This window comes from Serratia sp. N21D137, assembly GCF_047530005.1.
Taxonomy (GTDB): Bacteria; Pseudomonadota; Gammaproteobacteria; order Enterobacterales; family Enterobacteriaceae; genus Chania; species Chania fonticola_B.
The window spans coordinates 1-552 of record NZ_JBLJAJ010000130.1; the positions used below are offsets into that span (position 1 = coordinate 1).

A 552-nucleotide genomic window follows, 5' to 3' on the forward strand; every position below is an offset into this window, starting at 1 on the left:
TTCAACCATTACAATGAAAACCATCCGCATAGTGCGCTGGGATATCACTCCCCGAGGGAATACCGGCGCCTGCGGGCATCGTTAACTTAAGATACAAAAGCTGTCTGGAGATGGTGGGTCAAGATCAAATGCGATAATGCGGTGAAAAAATGTTCATAAGAGCTTATTTGAGGGCATCGACGGAAGATCAGTTCGCCGATCGGGCAAAAGAGATGCTGGAGCAGTTCGTCCAGGAACGGGGGCATAAAATCGCCAGCTACTACCGGGAAAATATCAGTGGTACAAAACTCGATCGCCCGGAGCTGGGGCGCTTACTGATAGACAGTCACCGCAATGATATCTTGCTGGTCGAGCAGATAGACCGACTGACACGTCTCAGCAACAGCGACTGGATGACGCTGAAAAAGCAGATTGAACAACATGAGTGCGTATTCCGCTCTGTTCGATCACGGATTGGCATGGAACTTCGATCACGTATTGGCACCGAAGTTCGATCAGGATTTTGTCTCCATTCAGTCAACCGGGATGCGTTAACTTTTCCTACTGCTTTTT

Annotated in this window: 1 protein-coding gene; it reads left to right on the forward strand. The window is 48.9% G+C overall.

Going from position 1 to position 552, the window contains the following annotated elements; translation table 11 throughout:
• Positions 1-149 precede the first annotated feature (149 nt).
• Positions 150-552, forward strand: a 403-nt coding sequence (locus ACMV5H_RS25665; protein ID WP_414822822.1) for a recombinase family protein, incomplete at its 3' end; no start/stop codon positions are given.